This is a genomic window from Agreia sp. (genome assembly GCF_964263775.1).
Lineage (GTDB): Bacteria > Actinomycetota > Actinomycetes > Actinomycetales > Microbacteriaceae > Agreia.
The window spans coordinates 22713-36357 of the sequence record NZ_CAXVWM010000089.1 but is presented as its reverse complement, the minus strand read 5'-3'; the positions used below and the strand labels follow the sequence as shown (position 1 = coordinate 36357).

Sequence of the window (13645 nt, the reverse complement as noted above, 5' to 3'; positions counted from 1 at the left end):
CGACGGTGACGGGCGCATCCAGTCGGCGTAGAAGCACCGACCGAGGGTGGCTCGGGTGCTTTGCAGACGAGTGGATGCGAGTGGGCTGGGGAGGAGGAGTCTGGCGTCTGCGCCGAAGTCGAGAACCCGCGGAAGACTGCTTTGAGCCGAGACGAAACGTCAGCCGGCGACGGTGTTCCGCCAGACGAGCACCGGGATGCCGTCGCCGGCCAGCGCGGCCACGATCTCGGGGATCTCTACCGGGCCGTCGGGGACCGCCGCGAGCTTCATGCTCACCAGTTTCGCTTAACGGCGGAGGGCCCGACACGCGCGTGCATGCCGGGCCCTTCGAGAGACGCTGTTAGTGCGAGTGACCCTCGTGGTCGCCGTGGTCGTGACCGGCGTGCTCGTCGATGGCGTCACCGGGCTCGGAGACGACGGCCGCGAACTCCTTGAGGTCGATCGTCTTGCCGTCGGTGTCGACGACCTTGGCCTTGCCGAGCAGGATGGCGAGCGCCTTGTTGCGGGCGACCTCTCCGACCATGGCGGGAATCTGGCCGCTCTGGTCGAGCGCCTGAACGAACTCGTTCGGCTCCATGCCGTACTGTGCCGCACTCTGCACGAGGTACTGCGTCAGCTCGTCTTGGCCGACCTTGACCTTCTCCTGCTCTGCGACGGCGTCGAGCAGAATCTGGGTGCGGAACGTGCTCTCGCTCGAGGTGGTGACCTCGGCGCGGTGCTCGTCGTCTTCGAGGCGGTTCTCGTTCTCGAGGTGACGGTGCACCTCGTCTTCGATGAGCGCGGGAGGAACGGCGACATCGACCTGCTCGAGGAGCGTCTCGACGAGCTTGGTTCGGGCGGCGGATGCCTGGCCGAACGCCTTCTGCTTGGCGACCGTGTTCTTCAGGTCGGCCTTCAACTCGTCGAGCGTGTCGAATTCACTGGCGATCTGGGCGAAGTCGTCGTCGGCCTCGGGAAGCTCGCGCTCTTTCACGGCGAGCAGGGTGACGGAGACGAGCGCGTCGGAGCCGGCGTGGTCTCCGCCGAGCAGCGGCGCCTCGAACGTGGTCGACTCGCCAGCCGAGAGGGAGTCGAGCGCCTCGTCGATGCCTTCGAGCAATTCGCCCGAGCCGACCTCGTAGGAGATGCCCGTCGCCTTGTCGACCTCGACGTCGTCGATGGTGGCGATCAGGTCGAGCTGGGCGAAGTCGCCCGTCTTGGCCGGACGGTCGACGGTGACGAGCGTGCCGAACCGGCTGCGCAGGCTCTCGAGCTCGGTGGCGATGTCTTCGTCGGCGACCTCGACGGCGTCGACGGTGACCTCGAGGTCGTTGTAGTCGGGCAGCGTGATCTCAGGACGCACATCGACCTCGATGGCGAGCTCGAGGTCACCCGAGAAGTCTTTTTTGCTGGGCCATTCGACGATGTCGGCGGACGGCTTGCCCAGGGGGCGCAGTTCGTTCTCGGTGATCGCCTGACGGTAGAAGCCGTCGAGACCGTCGTTGACGGCATGCTCGAGCACGGCCTCCTTGCCGACACGCTGGTCGATGAGGGGCGGCGGAACCTTGCCCTTGCGGAAGCCGGGGATGTTGATCGACTCGGCGATGTGGCCGTAGGCGTGATCAATGCTGGGCTTCAGCTCGTCGGGGGTGACCGAGATGGCGATTTTCACGCGTGTCGGGGTGAGCTGTTCGACCGTGGTCTTCACGTTGGGCTTCTCCTGAGGGTTAGTACTGTGCTGCTGGGTTAGTACTGTGCTGCACCGTTTGGTTGGATCAAGTGGTACTGGGAACTCGCGCTGTGGTCGGGGCGACAGGATTCGAACCTGCGACCTCCCGCCCCCAAAACGGGCGCTCTAGCCAAGCTGAGCTACGCCCCGGTTCTCGTCACAAGTCCCGCGAGGCCAGTCACCGGGTGACGCACAGGGCGTCTGGCACGAGGGTAGTGCCGGGCGAATTGGCCTAGACAAGTCTACTGCACAGCGTGCAGGGACGTTGAGCATTCTCCCGCCCTCGGTTACGCGCTCGGGGAGACTGTGTACTACGATGTTCCAGTGCCGCTCGCGGCACGCACTCCCATATTCGGGGCTGTAGCTTAGTGGTAAAGCCTCTGTCTTCCAAACAGATGATGCGAGTTCGATTCTCGTCAGCCCCTCGTTTTCGAAAGAGACGGCCCTAGGAATTTATTTCCCGGCGCTCTTCGTGTGCCGAAGCGGTCTTTCCACAGGTCGTGAGAGTCGACCGTGGGCTCCCTGAGATCTCTGACACTCTGTGCAGATGACAGACCTCGTGCCTGCCCCAGTTCCTTCGTCCGGCGCCGCCTGGCCGTCGACACCCCGGGCGTTCGTAGACACCTCCCTCTGCCCCCGTTGCTTCGCCGTTCTGCCCAGCAGCCGCTGCGAGTCCTGCGGGCTCGAGTTGGGCGTGCCGCTCGCCGCCGAGTTGATCAGGGCATCGAACTCCCTCATCGAGATCGAACAGCATCGGCGCGAGCTGATCGAGCGCATGTGGAGCGAGCAGCTCACCGCGCGGGCGGAGTCGGTCGCGCAGGCTCGCGCGGTCGGGCCGCCGGTGCCCGCGTTCGTTCCGGATGCCGCTGTCGCGGCCGCCGCGGGCGCAGCCTCGACTCCGGCGACCACTCCCCCGTTCCCTCGACCGGAGGCCGTTCGCGATGCCATACCGGCGGCGCCCCGACGCTCGGGGGTGCAGGTCGTTCTACTCGTGACGGGCATCGTGCTCCTCTCCGTCTTCGCCCTGTTTTTTCTCACGGTGGCCTACCTGTTCGCGACCGTCGAGGTGCGCGTCGTCGTCACAGCCCTTGCCGGTCTCGTCGCCTTCGGAGCGGCGTGGATACTCAAACGCCGGGGTCTTCCCGCGACGGGCGAGGGCGTCGGAGTTGCGGGAGCGGCCATCCTTATCGGAACAGTCGGCTTCGTTCGCGGCGCAGAGCTGTTCGGCTCCGCCGCCGTCGATCCGGCTCTTTTCCTGGGCGCGGGCCTCATCGTCATGACGAGCCTTCTCGCGGCTCTTCGCAGGATTAGCGGGCTGCGCTTCGCGCGCATAGGCAGCCTGCTGCTCCTCCCGACGGGCCTGGCTCTTGTCGTCATCGGAGCCCTGAACCCTCTCGACGCCGGTCTCGCCTGGTGGGCGGGTCTGGTGGCCGCCGGCGCATCCACCATGCTGGTACGTCGCCCTGCGGAGCCGGGAGTCGAGCCGGTACTCGTTCGCTCGATCGGCTTCGGCTCGGTGGCGGCGGCGCTCGTTCCCTCGGCCCTGCTTCTTCCCCAAATTCCCGGATCATCCGTCGTGGCCTACGCGGTTGCGGCACTCGTCTGGGGCGCGTTCGCTCTGCGGCTGCGCCGCGAGTCGGGCACGGCGGCCTGGTGCAGCACGGCATCGGCACTCCTGGGACTCTCGGTCGCGCTGGCTCCGGCCGTCGCCATTCTTCGTGAGGCACCGATCGAATGGGCCCTGTGGATGCCCGGGGCTGCGGCCGGCGTCGTGGCCACGGCCTTCGTCGTGCTCGCGCGCCATTCGTCGAATCCGGCGACGAAGCGAATCCTGACCTGGGCACAAGGCCCCGCCCTTTTCGTCGCCGCGGTCGCAACTCTGCCCGGTGTCGGCTGTGCGCTCGTGCACATTCTCAGCTCCCTTGTTCCTCGGTACTCCCTGTGGGAGGCCGCCCCGAGCGACCCCATCGACACACTCCCCGGCGCCGGAGCGTGGGCTGCGGCCCTCGCTCCGGGCATCGCCGCAATTCTCGGAGCGACCGCCATCCGACTTGTGCGCCTGCCGAAGGCCGCTCGAGCCGTGGTGGCCAGCCTGGCCGCCCTGGCCCTGCTTGCCGCAGCCAGCCACGGGGGCAGCGTTCTCCTGATTCTGCTCGCATACTTGCTGGTGGCCCTCGCCGGCCTCTCATTACTTCTGGTCACGCGTCGACGGCGCGCGCCGGCCGCACGGGTGCCGGCGGCGATCGCGCTGGGTGTCGCGACGCTCGCCGTCGTCGTGCTCGCTCAGGCCAGCGCGGGCCTGTGGCTGTCGGCGGTGCTCGCGGCAGCCTGCCTTATCGTCGCGGCCCGCTACGCCATCGCGTCCGACGGCCTCGGGCAGCGGGTTGCGCGTGCCGCGCTCACGGCTGTTGCCGCCGCCCTGCTGTTCGTCGAGGCGACCCTGGTGGCGCCCTGGTTCTCCGGCCTGCGCACGGGTGTGTTCTTGGTCGATCTCGTGTCTGCGAGCCCGATCGACTTCGTCGGAATCCCCGGCATCATCTCCACGCTCCTGTTGTCTGTGACACCTTTCATCGTGCGCCGACAAACCGGTCGCGCGGCTCGGGGCACAGCCGACCTGCGCGCCGCCGCGATCGTCGCCCTGCCCGTCGCGATCATCAGCTCTGTCGTCGCCGTTGCAGCAGCCGCAACATCGACGAGCGATCACGTGGCCCGCATCGCAATCCCGGCACTCGTCGCGATCGCCGGTGTGCTGTGGCAGCTTCGCGCCTCCACTGCGACGTTCGTCGAGCGCGTCGTTCTCGCCTCCGTCGCTCCCCTGGCGGCGGCCGCAGCACTCGCGGCTGCCGCCGCCGCTGCCGAGCCGTCGTCGGGTCTCTTGGGCGACTACCTCGCAGGGCCCGTCGCAGCCACCGTGTCGGCGACTGTCGGAGTGCTGGTCTTCGGCCGAGCGACAACGGGCCTGCGCGGCTCGGCCCGCATCGCCTGGCAGAGCGCGACGACCCTCGTGGCCATAGTCGCCGTCGTGCGCGCAGTCACGAATGACGACGACGGCACCTGGGTGATCCTCCTGCTGCTCGCCGTGGCACCGCTCGTCGTCGCCTTCGGCGACGGCAACCCGTTCACGAGCCTGGCCCCCCGTCGATACTTCATCGTCCCGTCCTGCATCCTCGCGGTTGCAGGGCTGTGGCAATTCCTGCTCTTCCGTGGGGTCGCCGACATCGAGCTCTATTCGCTCCCCGTCGCCGGATTGCTGCTGAGCATCGCCGCAGCCATTGCGGTGTTCGGCAACCATGCGGCGGCGGCGGTCGCGGGTCGTTCGACGTTCTTCGCGCTCGCCCTCGTCGCCGCTCTCGGGTCTTCGGCGGTGCCCGCGATCATCGGATCGCCCGTGCGCGGAATCGGATCGCCCGTGCGCGGAATCGTGCTTCTCGCCGTTGCGGCCGTCCTCACCGCCGCTGCACTCGTGCTTCCCCGGATCGTCCGCGGAATCCTCGTGCGCGACAGTGTTCTGGTCGTGGCAATCACCATCCTCGTCGTCGTCGGCGGCGCGGGCACCCTGCGCGATGCGGTCGACAACGCCACTCCCATCCCCGAACTCTGGGTCGTTCCCGCCGTGCTCGCCCTGGTCGCCATCTCGATCGTGTGGACTCGACGCCGCGCCCAGCCGTTCCGGGTGGCCCAGTTCGGCGTTCCCGTGGCCGTCGCGCTCGTCGGCCTCGGCTCCGTCGTGTGCATGGCGGCTCTCCCCGGAACGTACGCACCGGTGCGACTCATCCTCGCGAGCATCGCGCTGTTCGTTGTCTCCGTCGTTGCGGCGGTGCGCCGACGGGTTCCCTTCGACCGTGTGTCGCAGTACACGGCGATCTCTCTTCTGGCGATCGTCGGCATCGTCGGTGTGGCCGCGTCGGCTGCACACCCGTTCGAACTCTCGACCGCGCCGCTCGCGCTCGCGCTCATCGTGTCGGGCGTCGTCGCACTGCATCGAGACCCGGCCGCCCGGTCGTGGCCGCACCTCGGCGTCGGAATCGCCGTGCTCCTCGTTCCATCGCTTCTGGCCGACTTCGGCAGCACAGACCTCTGGCGCGTCATCGCGCTCGGCATGGTGTGCATCGCGGTCATCGTCGTAGCCATCTCGGTGCGCTGGCAGGCGCCCCTCGTCATGGGAACAGTCGTGCTGATCGCGCACGCGCTGGCACAGTCCTGGCCTTGGATCCACGGACTCTACTCGGCAGTGCCGTGGTGGATCTGGCTCGGGGTCGGGGGAATCGTACTGATCGCGGTCGCGGCCCGCTACGAGCACCGTGTGCGCAATCTCAGGTCGTTCGTCGGATCGATCGCGGCGTTGCGCTGAAGGCACTGTCGCGCCATCCGGCATTTGCCGGGGATCAACCGCTGGTCAACACCGACTTAGCCGAGCCTCAGCTTGCTTGCGGAACACTCTGTGCTGAGTACGGTTGAACGGGTCAGACACGATAGGAGTCACACAATGACCAACACAACCGTCACCGTTCCCACCAGCTCGACGAGCCCCGACGTCGCAGCCGCCACGGCCCAGTTCCTCGCACCGATCGTCGTCGACCTCCAGGCACTCGCCATCAATGGCAAGCAGGCGCACTGGCACGTCCGCGGCGCGAACTTCATCGGCGTGCACGAGCTTCTCGACAACGTCGTGAGCCACGCGCAAAGCTGGGCCGACCTCGCCGCGGAGCGCGTCGTCGCCCTCGGCCTCCCGCTCGACGCCCGCATCGAGACCGTCGCCTCGAAGACCGTCATTCCCACCATGGAGCCGGGCTTCCAGCGCTCCGAGTACATGATCGCCGCCATGGTCGCCCAGATCGACGCCGCCCTCGTGGGCGTTCGCAAGGCCATCTCCGAGCTCAACGACATTGACCTCACCAGCCAAGACGTCGTGCTCGAGATCGCCCGAGGCCTCGAGAAGTCGCGCTGGTTCCTTGCGGCGCACATCGCCGAATAGACACACCACGAACACCAGCCCCTCGACGAATTCGGCGCACGCCGCCAAATTCGCCGACACGGAGAACGCCCCCTGGACGGTCGTGAAGAGCAACGACAAGAAGCGCGCCGGCCTGGAAGCGATGCGACACGTTCTGAGCCTGTTCGACTATGACAACGAAGACCATGACATCGTCGGTACTCCCGACGCGAACATCGTCGGATCGGCCGCCCACGTCTATGAACGCGGGGAGAACGTCGGCATCATCGCGTAGCCTTGTGGCGTGCAAAAAGATCTGCTCGCCCTGGCGCAACTCAGGCAGGAGGCCCGCGACGTTCTCGACGCGGGAATCGAAGCCCGGTGCCGCGAGGGCGAAGATCCGTGGGATTTTCTGCCGGAGCTGCCCACCGTCGACCAATGCGTCGTCATCGGCCTGCGCACGGCCCACGTCGAGCACCGAGATCCGTCTGATCCGCGCCTGTCGAACTTCGAGATTCTGCGGTCGATCGCGTTCGACTACCCCGAGCTTCGCCGCGCCGCCTGGTCGTTGGTAACTCGCCGCTGAGCGCTCCCGGGCCCGGCGAGTTCAGAGCGCGTCGTACGTAAAGCGGCCGGCGAGCAGCGTCGCGGCCACAGGCATCCGGCGCAGTTCGGCTGTGCTGGCCGCGAGCGGGTCGACGTCGAGCACGGCGATGTCGGCGGGGCCGCCAGTCGCGATCGACCGGCGACCGTCCGACGAAGCGACTAGTGCGTCTTCGACGGAGATGGCCTGCTCGGGATGCCACGGTGCGCGATCGTCGCCCGTGCGCGCGACAGCGGCCGCGATGGTCACCCACGGGTCGAGAGGAGCGACCGGCGCGTCCGAGCCGAGGGCGAGTTCGGCCCCGGCCCCCAGCAACGACGCGAGGGCGAACGCCCTGCCGGTGCGTCCCGGCCAGTACCTGTCCGCGACGTCGCGGTCGTCCAGGGCGTGCTCCGGCTGCACACCCGCGATGACACCCAGCCGGGCGAAGCGCTCGAAGTCGGCCTCGTCGACGAGTTGAGCGTGCTCGATGCTTCCGCCGACACCGAGGCGCTCGAATGCGTCGAGGGCGAGTCTGTTGGCACGGTCGCCGATCGCGTGCACGGCGGGAACGAGCCCGGCGTGCGTTGCACGGCGAAGCAGCGGCACGAGCTCGTCGTAGGCGACGGTGAGAAGTCCGCGCGAGTCGCGCTGCCCCTCGAGACCGGGGTATTCGTCGAAGCAGTAGGCGGTGCGGGTGTTGAGCGAACCGTCGGTGATGACCTTGAACGGTCCGACCTGGAGCAGGCCACCCGTGCCGGCGATGACGGCACCGGTGACGAGGCCGGCATCGATCGCCCGGTCGAGGTGCTGCGGATAGATTCCGAACCGCACCCGCAGTTCGGTCGTACCCGATCGGATGCGACGGGTCCAGTCGTCGACGTTCCACGACATCTCGAGGTCGACGACACCCACGACGCCGCGTGCGGCGGCCGCCTTGGCCGTGTCGCGCACCCAGCCGTCGAGGGTCTGGGTCTCCACGGCGCCGAGCGTGCGCGTGACGGCGAAGCAGTCGTCCTCGAGAAGCAGCCCGGTCTGATGCTCGGATCGGCCGTATTGCGCCAGCGCCGAGGAGTTCAGCCAGCAGCAGTGCAGGTCGGCGCTCACGAGAACGACCGGACGTGTGCCCGTGACAGAGTCGAGCAGCGCGCGATGCGGGGCGTCGGGCCAGAGCCCGTCGCGGAACCCGTATCCGACGAGGGTGTCGGCATCCGTGTCTGCCGTCGCATTCTCGAGCCTGAGCCTTTCGGCGACGGTGGTCACGGCATCCGCCGCTGATTCGGCCGCGGCCAGGTCTAACCTGCGCGAGACGAGCGCCCACTGGGTGGCGTGCACGTGCTTGTCCCAGAGGCCGGGAACCACGAATCGTCCGTCGAGCTCGACGACCCGCTCGGATGGATCGCGCGGCACAGCACCGGCTGCGCCCACCGACTCGATGCGGCCGTCGGCCACGTGCACATCGACCGGGGCCCCGCCCGGAAGCCGCGCCCCCGCCAGCAGCACTGATCCGGTCATTTTTCTCCTCGCACTCGTCGCATCTCGGCCGCGAGCGCCCCGCTCGCGTAGGGCCCGTCGCCCTCGAGCTCGGAGATGATCCGATCGACTGTCTCCGGCGGCCTGTTCTGGCTCAGCTTGGACTTCGCTTCGACCCGCGTCGGAACGAGACGGAAGCCCACTGTGCCCGCGCTGATCGCGTCTGCGTACGCGGAGTTCTCGGCCGTGCCGCGCATCAGCCGCGGCGCGTCGACGTGCTGCTCGAAGTGTTCGACGAGTCGATCGAGCACGCGCAGGTTCTCGTCTGCATCGAGAATCTGGGGAACACCGGACAGATGCGCCGTGATGAAGTTCCAGGTGGGAACGGCCGGGTCGGCGTCGTACCACGACGGCGAGACGTAGCCGTGCGGCCCCTGCACGATCACCATCACCTCGTGCTGGCCGAGTTCGTGCAGCCGTTCGTCGGGGCGCCCGACATGCCCGACGATGGCGAGCTCGTCGCGGGAGTCATCGAGCAGCACGGCGTAGTGCGACGCGACGAGGCCCTTCGACGTGTGGCTCACGAGGGTGATCCACGGATTCAGCGTGACGAGGCGCCGCAGCTCGGCGTCGTCGGTGAGCGCGAAGGCAGGGGTTCTTCTCATGTCAGGCCTGGTCCTTCGGGCACCAGTACAGCTTTCTGCCACCCATGATCTCGACGACGATGTTCGTTCCGCAGACGCGGCATGGCAACCCGTCTCGCTTGTACACCCAGTGCCGGTCGTCTCGCTTGGCGAGTGCTTTCTGGTAGTCGGCTTTCGACAGCCTGTCCATGGTCATCATCTGGCCGGTCTCGACCCCGATGGTGAGAAGTTTCGTCCAGTCCTTCCACAGCCGGCGAACAGTGTCCTCGGGCACGAGCTTTCCCGGGGTGTGCGGGTTGAGCCGGGCCCGGAACAGCAGCTCGGCCCGGTAGACGTTGCCGATGCCGCTGACGACCGCCTGGTCCATCAGCAGCAGGCCGATGGGCGTCTGCTTCGTGCGCACCACCGCGGTGAAGCGGCCTTCTGCCGCGCGCCGGGCCTTCGGCGTGGTCTCGAGAAGCGGATCGGGCCCGGCCTTCGCGATGACCGCGGCGACCTGGGCCGCATCCAGAATCTCGCACGCCGTGGGGCCGCGCAGGTCGGCGACCGCTGTATCGGTCAGCAGGCGCACCCGCACCGCTCCCACCGGCGCCGGAGGCCACTCGGTGATGTCGTCGCCGAGCTGTTCCTGCTCGGACATGCGCAGCCGTGCGCGCCTGGGGGCTCCGATGCTCGAGATCGAGTCCTCGCCGTCTTCGTCGACGACGGTGCCGCGCTGGTTCGTCTGGCCCATGCGCCCGTTCGCCGCGGCGACGGTGGCGTCTCGAATGATGTCGCCCGCGAAGTCCCAGGCGCCGTAGATGCCAAGGTGCACGCGCAGCCAGAGAACGCCATCGAACTCGAGGAACATCTGCTTGCCGACGGCCTTCGCAGCGGTCATCGTGCGGCCGTCGATGATCGCCGCACCCTCGGCGAAGCGCCCCTGCGGCGACCAGGATTCGACGCGGCGGCCGACGAAGTTGCGGGCGAACTGCCGGGTGATGCGATGTACGGAGTGTCCCTCGGGCATGGGTCAGGCCGGATCGACGGGGTGGCCCCCGATGGCATGGGTGGCCTCGTACTCGGCCAGCTGCGCGATGCGTCGCACATGCCTCTCCTCGAACGAGAACGGCTCGGCCACGAAGGCGTCGATGAGGCTCATGGCCTCGTCGACCGTGTGCTGCCGGGCGCCGATGGAGATGACGTTGGCGTCGTTGTGCTGTCGGGCCAGCACTGCGGTCGAGTGGTTCCAGACCAGGGCCGCGCGCGCACCCGTGACCTTGTTCGCGGCGATCTGCTCGCCATTGCCCGATCCGCCGAAGACGACTCCGAGCGCCTCGATGCCGGCCTGCTGGTCGCGCACGACGGCCTGCGCCGCATTGATGCAGAAGGAGGGGTAGTCGTCGATCGGGTCGTAGCTGGAGGGGCCGTGGTCGACCACCTCGTGCCCGAGGGATGCGAGATGCTGCTGAATGGTCTGGGAGAAGTCGAGTCCGGCATGATCCGTGGCGATATGGATGCGCATGGGATGAGTTTACTGAGGGCCGCGGGTCTCGAAGATAGGCTGGGTGGGTCACGCGCCGCAGGCCACGAGCCCGCGCGCCACAACTCACTCGAGTACGAAAGAAGTCACCAGTGCCTGGAGAAAACCTCACCCGCGTCGAAGCGCAGGAGCGCGCCGCCATCGTCACCGTCTCGAGCTACGACGTGGTCCTCGATCTCACCCAGGGGGATGAGACGTTCCGGTCGACGACGACGGTGCGCTTCACCGCGACCGCCGGTGCCGCGACGTTCATCGATGCCATCACGCGGTCGGTGCACTCGGTCACCCTGAACGGCCGGTCGCTCGACGTGTCGGCCGTGAATGACGGCGTGCGCATCCGCGTCGACGACCTGGCCGACGACAACGTGCTCGTCGTCGATGCAGACGCCGAGTACACCAACACCGGCGAGGGCCTGCACCGTTTCGTCGACCCGGTCGACGGCGAGGTCTACCTATACAGCCAGTTCGAGGTGCCCGACTCGCGGCGCATGTTCGCCGTGTTCGAGCAGCCCGACCTGAAGGCCACGTTCTCGTTCACCGTGACCGCCCCTGCCTACTGGCAGATGGTGTCGAACCAGCCCACGCCCGAGCCCGTCGCCATCGACGGCACCGACAGCGCGACGTGGATGTTCGAGCCCACGCCGCGAATCTCCTCGTACATCACCGCGCTCATCGCCGGCCCCTACGTGGTCGAGCGCAGCGAGCTGACTTCGAGCGACGGCCGAGTCATCCCCCTCGGTGTCTTCTCCCGCGCGTCGCTGTCGCAGTACATGGATGCCGACTACATCTTCGAGAAGACCCGCCAGGGCTTCGAGTTCTACGAAAAGCAATTCGCCTACCCGTACCCCTTCGACAAGTACGACCAGCTCTTCGTGCCCGAATTCAACGCGGGTGCCATGGAGAACGCCGGAGCCGTCACGTTCACCGAGCCCTACGTCTTCCGCTCGAAGGTCACCGACGCGGTGCGTGAGCGCCGGGTCGTCACCGTGCTGCACGAGCTCGCGCACATGTGGTTCGGCGACCTCGTGACCATGCGCTGGTGGAACGACCTGTGGCTGAACGAGTCGTTCGCCGAGTACATGTCGACTCTCGCCACCGCCGACGCGACGGAGTGGACGGAGGCGTGGGCCACCTTCGCCTCGACCGAGAAGAGCTGGGCCTACCGTCAAGACCAGCTGCCCTCGACCCACCCGATCGTCGCCACGATCAACGACCTCGAAGACGTGCAGGTGAACTTCGACGGCATCACCTACGCCAAGGGAGCCTCGGTGCTCAAGCAGCTCGTGGCCTGGGTGGGCCAGACCGAGTTCATGGCCGGCGTCGCCCGGTACTTCGAGGCCCACGCGTTCGACAACACCGAGCTCGTCGACCTGCTGACCGAGCTCGAGACCACGAGCGGTCGCGACCTCGGCGAGTGGTCGAAGCTCTGGCTCGAAACGGCCGGCGTCAACACGCTGAGCCCGCAGATCGGGGTCGACGACGAGGGCGTGATCACGTCGTTCGACGTGCTGCAGACCGCCATCGCCGAGTACCCGACGATTCGCCCGCATCGCCTCGCGATCGGTTTCTACTCGTTCGACGGCGACGCACTGGTTCGCACCAAGCGCGTCGAGCTCGACGTCGATCGCGAGCGCACCGAGGTGGCCGAACTCGTCGGAGAGCGCCGCCCCGACCTCGTGCTGCTGAACGACGACGACCTGGCGTACGCCAAGGTTCGCCTCGACGACGCCTCGCTCGCCGTCGCGCTCGAGAGTCTCGCAGCCGTCACCAGTCCGCTCGCCCGCGCCATCCTGTGGGGCTCGGCCTGGGACTCGACCCGCGACGCCGAGACCCGCGCACGCGACTTCATTCGCCTGGTGCTCGCAAATGTGGCCACCGAATCAGAGAGCACCACGCTGCGCACCGCGCTGAACCAGCTCGTGCTCACCAGCACGAACTACATCGCACCGGATGCCCGCTCCGAGGTCATCGAGGTGGCCGCCGACGAGCTGTGGTCGCTGGCCCAGGCCGCCGACGCGGGTTCCGATGCGCAATTCCAGTTCGTGCGCTTCTTCGCCGCCCTCGCCTCGACCGACGAGCAGCTTGCAACTGTCGCGTCGCTGCGCGACGCACAGGTGAGCCTCGACGGGCTCGAGATCGACACCGACCTGCGCTGGGAGTTGCTGATCGCCCTCGTCGCGGGTGGCAAAGCCGGCCACGACGAGATCGCCGCGGCCCTCGAGAACGACAACACGGCATCCGGAGCCCAGTCGGCCGCTCACGCCTCTGCCGCGATCCCCACGGCAGAGGGAAAGAGCGCCGCGTGGGCGTCGCTCCTCGACACAGACGAGGCGCCCAACGCCATCGTTCGTGCCACGGCGCTGGGGTTCCAGCGCGCCCACGACACGGCGCTGCTCGAACCGTTCGTCGCCCGCTACTTCGACTCGCTCGTCACCATCTGGGAGACCCGCAGCTACGGCATCGCAGCGGCACTCATCAACGGCCTGTACCCGGCGGCGCTGGCAGATTCACGCCTTCGCGACGCGACACGCGCCTGGCTCGAAGCGAACTCGGAGCAGCCCCCGGCGCTGCGCCGCCTCGTCATCGAGAACCTGGCCGGCGTCGACCGAGCGATCGCCGCGCAGGCACGTGACGCCGACTAGAACACTCCGCCCTTTCGCGGATGAGGAAAATCTGAAGACACGCCGTGGTGCGACGCCAGGAAAGGCGGCGTGTCGTGGTTTCTTCCTCATCCGCGAATGGGAACGCGCACAGTTTGTGGTGGGACTCGATCAGTAGAGTG

General features: G+C 67.7%; 9 protein-coding genes, 2 tRNA genes and 1 pseudogene. 6 read left to right on the top strand and 6 right to left on the bottom strand.

Features of this window, described 5'->3' with window-relative positions; translation table 11 throughout:
- Positions 1 to 340: 340 nt before the first annotated feature.
- Positions 341 to 1687 carry a trigger factor gene (tig, locus tag ACE5CZ_RS07385; RefSeq protein ID WP_374946682.1) on the bottom strand — a complete coding sequence of 449 codons (1347 nt, stop codon included), beginning with the start codon at positions 1685 to 1687 and terminating at the stop codon, positions 341 to 343.
- Positions 1688 to 1780: 93 nt separating this feature from the next.
- A tRNA-Pro gene (locus ACE5CZ_RS07380) sits at positions 1781 to 1858 on the bottom strand.
- Between the two features lie 204 nt (positions 1859 to 2062).
- Here ACE5CZ_RS07380 and ACE5CZ_RS07375 point away from each other — a divergent pair.
- From ACE5CZ_RS07375 to ACE5CZ_RS07355, 5 genes and pseudogenes are all read left to right on the top strand, one after another.
- Positions 2063 to 2133, top strand: a tRNA-Gly gene (locus ACE5CZ_RS07375).
- A gap of 122 nt (positions 2134 to 2255) precedes the next feature.
- Positions 2256 to 6059 carry an SCO7613 C-terminal domain-containing membrane protein gene (locus ACE5CZ_RS07370; RefSeq protein ID WP_374946681.1) on the top strand — a complete coding sequence of 1268 codons (3804 nt, stop codon included), beginning with the start codon at positions 2256 to 2258 and terminating at the stop codon, positions 6057 to 6059.
- A 135-nt stretch (positions 6060 to 6194) separates the two neighbouring features.
- Positions 6195 to 6683 (top strand): Dps family protein, encoded by a 489-nt coding sequence (locus ACE5CZ_RS07365; protein WP_374946680.1) that lies wholly within the window; start codon positions 6195 to 6197, stop codon positions 6681 to 6683.
- A 49-nt stretch (positions 6684 to 6732) separates the two neighbouring features.
- Positions 6733 to 6936 (top strand): annotated as a pseudogene (locus ACE5CZ_RS07360) (polyphosphate kinase 2); the annotation flags it as partial.
- Positions 6937 to 6945: 9 nt separating this feature from the next.
- Positions 6946 to 7227 carry a hypothetical protein gene (locus tag ACE5CZ_RS07355; RefSeq protein WP_374946679.1) on the top strand — a complete coding sequence of 94 codons (282 nt, stop codon included), beginning with the start codon at positions 6946 to 6948 and terminating at the stop codon, positions 7225 to 7227.
- A 21-nt stretch (positions 7228 to 7248) separates the two neighbouring features.
- Here ACE5CZ_RS07355 and ACE5CZ_RS07350 read toward each other — a convergent pair whose 3' ends face one another.
- Genes ACE5CZ_RS07350 through ACE5CZ_RS07335 form a run of 4 tightly spaced genes read right to left on the bottom strand, consistent with a single transcriptional unit; the run spans position 7249 to position 10845 of the window.
- Positions 7249 to 8739 (bottom strand): amidohydrolase, encoded by a 1491-nt coding sequence (locus tag ACE5CZ_RS07350; RefSeq protein ID WP_374946678.1) that lies wholly within the window; start codon positions 8737 to 8739, stop codon positions 7249 to 7251.
- Positions 8736 to 9362, bottom strand: a complete 627-nt coding sequence (locus ACE5CZ_RS07345) for an FMN-binding negative transcriptional regulator (protein ID WP_374946677.1) — start codon at positions 9360 to 9362, stop codon at positions 8736 to 8738. Before ACE5CZ_RS07345 ends, ACE5CZ_RS07350 begins: the two co-directional genes overlap by 4 nt.
- Position 9363: 1 nt before the next feature.
- A complete protein-coding gene (locus tag ACE5CZ_RS07340; RefSeq protein ID WP_374946676.1) occupies positions 9364 to 10350 on the bottom strand; it encodes an Fpg/Nei family DNA glycosylase in 987 nt (328 codons plus the stop codon).
- Between the two features lie 3 nt (positions 10351 to 10353).
- Complete coding sequence (locus ACE5CZ_RS07335) at positions 10354 to 10845, bottom strand: ribose-5-phosphate isomerase (RefSeq protein ID WP_374946675.1); 492 nt, start codon at positions 10843 to 10845, stop codon at positions 10354 to 10356.
- A 110-nt stretch (positions 10846 to 10955) separates the two neighbouring features.
- Here ACE5CZ_RS07335 and pepN point away from each other — a divergent pair, with 110 nt between their 5' ends.
- Positions 10956 to 13505, top strand: a complete 2550-nt coding sequence (gene pepN / locus ACE5CZ_RS07330) for an aminopeptidase N (RefSeq protein WP_374946674.1) — start codon at positions 10956 to 10958, stop codon at positions 13503 to 13505.
- Positions 13506 to 13645: the final 140 nt, after the last annotated feature.

Coding starts and splice junctions, on each gene's coding strand:
- ACE5CZ_RS07345 (WP_374946677.1), bottom strand. CDS start 9,362: ATGAGAAGAACCCCTGCCTTCGCGCTCACCGACGACGCCGAGCTGCGG.
- ACE5CZ_RS07340 (WP_374946676.1), bottom strand. CDS start 10,350: ATGCCCGAGGGACACTCCGTACATCGCATCACCCGGCAGTTCGCCCGC.
- ACE5CZ_RS07350 (WP_374946678.1), bottom strand. CDS start 8,739: ATGACCGGATCAGTGCTGCTGGCGGGGGCGCGGCTTCCGGGCGGGGCC.
- ACE5CZ_RS07370 (WP_374946681.1), top strand. CDS start 2,256: ATGACAGACCTCGTGCCTGCCCCAGTTCCTTCGTCCGGCGCCGCCTGG.
- ACE5CZ_RS07335 (WP_374946675.1), bottom strand. CDS start 10,845: ATGCGCATCCATATCGCCACGGATCATGCCGGACTCGACTTCTCCCAG.
- ACE5CZ_RS07365 (WP_374946680.1), top strand. CDS start 6,195: ATGACCAACACAACCGTCACCGTTCCCACCAGCTCGACGAGCCCCGAC.